This is a genomic window from Nostoc cf. edaphicum LEGE 07299, assembly GCF_015207245.1.
Taxonomy (GTDB): domain Bacteria; phylum Cyanobacteriota; class Cyanobacteriia; order Cyanobacteriales; family Nostocaceae; genus Nostoc; species Nostoc edaphicum_B.
On record NZ_JADEXF010000624.1, the window covers coordinates 1 to 3,698 of the forward strand.

Annotated in this window: 3 protein-coding genes; all 3 read left to right on the forward strand. The window is 42.9% G+C overall.

Going from position 1 to position 3,698, the window contains the following annotated elements; all coding sequences use genetic code 11:
- Positions 1 to 1,016 (forward strand): bifunctional chorismate mutase/prephenate dehydrogenase (gene tyrA / locus IQ229_RS17945; protein ID WP_194046035.1); only part of this gene is annotated, 1,016 nt, incomplete at its 5' end.
- A 165-nt stretch (positions 1,017 to 1,181) separates the two neighbouring features.
- Positions 1,182 to 2,888: a multicopper oxidase family protein gene (locus tag IQ229_RS17950; protein WP_228013538.1), complete on the forward strand. Its 1,707-nt coding sequence runs from the start codon at positions 1,182 to 1,184 to the stop codon at positions 2,886 to 2,888.
- 85 nt (positions 2,889 to 2,973) lie between these two features.
- Positions 2,974 to 3,480, forward strand: coding sequence for a hypothetical protein (locus tag IQ229_RS17955; protein ID WP_194046039.1), 507 nt, complete (start codon positions 2,974 to 2,976; stop codon positions 3,478 to 3,480).
- The last annotated feature ends 218 nt before the right edge of the window (positions 3,481 to 3,698 follow it).

Sequence of the window (3,698 nt, forward strand, 5' to 3'; positions counted from 1 at the left end):
CTTTAGTGCAGGCTGGTGTTCCAGAGTCGATGTGGAAAAACTTGGTTACAGGTTGTACCTCTGCCGTTGCTAGTAGATTTTCGCCTCCAGTTAAAACCAAGCCACGACGGGTTACTCTAGTTGGCGGACGGGGGATGATGGGGCACTTCTTCCAGCAGAAGTTATCAGCCGCCGGTCACTATGTCAGTATTCTCGATCGCGGTGATTGGGAACAAGCAGAATCACTGCTAGAAAAAGCAGATTTAGTTTTAGTCTGCGTTCCGATTGAACATACAATAGAGGTTATTCATAAACTTAGTAAATACCTTTCTCCAACTACTGCTTTAGCTGACATTGCTAGTATTAAAACTGCAATATTACAGACTATGCTTGAGGAGCATAGTGGCCCTGTGATTAGCTTGCATCCAATGTTTGGCCCAGGCATCAAATCGTTCTTATCTCAAAAAGTTGTAGTCTGTTCTGGTCGTGGTGACGATGCGTTCGGATGGCTTCTGGATTTGATTCAAAATGATGGTGGAAAACTGATTGTATCTACACCCGAAGAACACGACCAAATGATGATTGCTGTTCAAGCAATCCGTAACTTCAAAACCTTGAGCCTTGGTGTTTTTCTAGCAGAAGAAGAGATTGACATCCGTCGAAGCTTAGATTTTTCTAGCCCAATTTTCCGTCTAGAAATTGACATAGTTGGCCGCTTGTTCGCTCAGTCTGCACCTCTAATAGTAGATATTATGCTTGCAACATCAGAGCGTCGTGAAGCCATTAAACGACTAGCAGCCACTTATAATCGGTTGGCGCAATTAGTTATTCAGAACGATCGAGATAGCCTGATTCGGGAGTTCAAAAAAACCTATAGCATTTTGGGAGAAGAAATGAACTCGGTTGTAGAGGAAAGTACTCAGATGATTAACACCCTGAGTACACTCTTAGCAGCTAGGGATGTCGAACAAAAACAACCATACTTTGTTAGTAAACAAAGTGCGATGCCTTCTCTGCGTTCGCGCAGCGTGTCGTAGACAGACGCTACGCGAACGGCGGGCGTAGCCATCCGCTAATCAACCTATAGCATCATAAGCCTATCAAAGTTTCAGACAGTTCTTGCATAAGTCCAAGACCTTATAGACTCAACGCTAATTTTTACAACATAACCAAAAATGTTAACCAGAAAGCAATTTTTAACGATGAGTGCAGGTTTAGGAGTAGGAGTTCTGCTTCCCGAAGTACTCAAAGCAAAGAGAACCTATGCAGCCTCGCCTCGACTCTCAAGATTTACCGAGTCTCTGCCCATTTCATACCCAATTTCACCACCTAGTACCTTAGATATTGCACCAGGTAAACACTCGTTCCACAGCAGCTTAGGGTCTTTTACCACCTGGGGTTACGGCGGATTATCTTATCTTGGCCCCACTTTCGAGGTAACAAGGGGAACACCCGTTAGGATTCGGGCATTCAACAAACTCGGTACTCATCCATTAGCTGGGTCAGTCGATACAAGCTTACATGGTGTCAATGCGTCGGACATAACTAATCCACGAACAGTCATACACTTACATGGCAGCAATACTGAACCTGACAGCGATGGTTATCCAGAAGACACATACCTGCCCGGACAGAGCAATGTGTACAACTACAACAACAATCAAGAAGCTGGGACACTCTGGTATCATGACCATTCCCTTGGTATGACTGCATTGAACCTCCAAGTCGGGCTGGCTGGGATGTATCTGATTCGGGATGAGGACGATCCTATAGGTGGCAATGGCCCTCTTGGTATCCCTGCTGGAGCGCCCTATGAAGTGCCCTTGATACTACAAGATCATTCGTTCAATTCTGATGGTTCGATGTCCTTTCCAGCAAAATGGGATCATGAGTTTTACGGTGATGTTGCTGTCGTCAACGGCAAGGCTTGGCCAAACCTCAATGTTGACCGAACTTTGTACCGTTTCCGCATCGTCAACGCTTCAAACTCCCGATTCTTCAGGCTGAAACTGTCCTCAAATCAGCAACTAATTCAAATTGGCTGTGACGGAGGATTCTTGAACGCTCCAGTATATTTGTCTAAGTTACTGCTGGGGCCTGGTGAACGAGCTGATGTGCTAATCGATTTTTCTACAAGTCTGCCAGGAGATAAGATTGTATTGCAAAATGACGCTGCGGCACCGTATCCCAAAGGTTTGGCTACGGTTATTGACCAGGGTTACTTTAGAATGCCAGAAATCATGCAGTTTACGGTGAATCGGGGCGCTGCTGTTCCTAAAGCTATTCCCACACGGCTGCGAGTAAACAATCCATTGATAACAAAAATTGCTACCAAACCAGTAAAACAGCGCAACCTGGTTCTAACAGATATTTTGAACTCTAACTTTCAGGTGTTAGCGATGATGCTCAACGCAGTTTACTGGCATGAAGCAGCCAACCACCCAGAATTGAGGGAGCAACCACAAGTAGACACAATTGAGCAGTGGAACTTCATCAATCTACAGCCATTCGCTCACACAATGCACCTGCATCTAGTGCCATTTCAAATCCTCAACCGCCAATCAATTAATGATACTGCCTACTCCGCAGCATACAGAGCTACTGGGCCGCGTAAAGTACTTATGCACCATGCACCTGGTGGAGATACAGTGCCTTATGGTTATCCACCACTCGACCCTACTCCCTATTTAAAAGGTTTAGCAAAACCACCAGCAGCGAACGAAGCTGGCTGGAAGGATACTGTGGTAGTTAATCCGTTTGAGGTTGTTCGTCTAATAGTTCCCTTCGGTGCTAAAGCCACAGCGAATTTACCTTTTGGCAATTCATTCACTGGACGCTTCGTGTGGCACTGCCACATGCTTAATCACGAAGATAACGATATGATGCTACCTTTTGATGTGCTGCCGTAGCTCTTACCAGCAGTCATTAGTTACACAAATCAGTAGTGATGAAAAATCCTTGTTAATAGTGGTTTTAAATAAAAGGTAAAATGGAATGAATTTTGATAAAAAGCTCGCAGTTACTATCACTGGTACGGTCTGCCTTTTAACAACTATGATGGCTCCTGTTTCAGCCGCAATTTTTAATTTTTCCTACTCTGGTACGAGTGTACTTGATCCAAATGACATTGTTACAGTCGCAGGAAAATTAACAACTAACCCCTACGATTCAGCCACAAATAGCTATGAAATTGTAGATATTACTGGCACAAGAAATGGCAACCCAATAGAGTCTTTATTATCTCCAGGATTATTTCTTGACAATGAGAATCTCTTATTAGCTGAAACTCCGGCTTTAGATGAATTCGGATTTGCTTACACCGTAGGAGGAGCATTATATAATGTGTTTTACACTTATGACTACCTAGAAATAGGGGAGCAAGGTTATTACACAGGTTATCCCCTCACTTCTTTTTCTATAACACCTATCCCTGAGTCTTCCCTAATTTTAGGTATACTAAGTATAACTGCTTTAGTGGTTATCAAAAAAAATAAAGGGTAGGTTCGCTCATTTGAAAAACTCGATAAACCGAATTTGGGCGTTGCTATTCAAGACCAAATAGTAGATACAAGTCATCATCAATAATATTAACTAAATCAACTAAAATCACCCAGATGCTAAACAAACTTTGGAGGCTACTTAATATAGTATTTATCTAGAAGTTTAAAATATCTACTGATTCTTCTATTTCTAAATCTAATATTATTTCTCGTGTGTCT

What these genes read in the sequence shown, in the direction of transcription:
- IQ229_RS17950 (WP_228013538.1), top strand. Translation starts at nt 1,182, where the DNA reads ATGAGTGCAGGTTTAGGAGTAGGAGTTCTGCTTCCCGAAGTACTCAAA.
- IQ229_RS17955 (WP_194046039.1), top strand. Translation starts at nt 2,974, where the DNA reads ATGAATTTTGATAAAAAGCTCGCAGTTACTATCACTGGTACGGTCTGC.